Source organism: Vibrio sp. S234-5 (assembly GCF_000960595.1).
GTDB lineage: Bacteria > Pseudomonadota > Gammaproteobacteria > Enterobacterales > Vibrionaceae > Vibrio.
Map to the genome: position 1 here is coordinate 1 of NZ_JZAM01000315.1, position 392 is coordinate 392.

General features: G+C 41.8%; 1 protein-coding gene. It reads left to right on the forward strand.

Annotated features, from left to right (window positions below):
- Positions 1-360 (forward strand): alpha/beta hydrolase (locus UF06_RS18770; protein WP_045571788.1); only part of this gene is annotated, 360 nt, incomplete at its 5' end.
- Positions 361-392: the final 32 nt, after the last annotated feature.

The following is a 392-nucleotide window of genomic DNA, read 5'->3' on the forward strand; positions in this document are numbered from 1 at the left end:
CTAAGTGGTTTGACGGCTGAATTTTGGTTATCAAGGTTTGCAGATGATGTTGCTTTATATGAGGCGTCAAATCCTAAACCGGATTTCCCTAAACTCGTAGACGCTGTGAAAGCAGTCTGGCTTGATACAACAGAATCTGGTTATCCACATAAATTAGTTGAAAAAATTAGTTGCCCGACATTAGTAATGCGAGGTGATAATGACTTCTTGTTTTCGTTGGATGAGGCAGCGGCTTTGAAGTCGAAAATTACAGGTTGTAGTTTTGCGAATATCCCATTGACAGGACATTCGTCGCATCAAGAATCTCCGGAATTGGTTGGTAAAATGTTAGAGCAGTTCTTGTTGCAGCACAAAAACTAACAAACGCTTCAAGAGGGACAGCCAACGCGTGG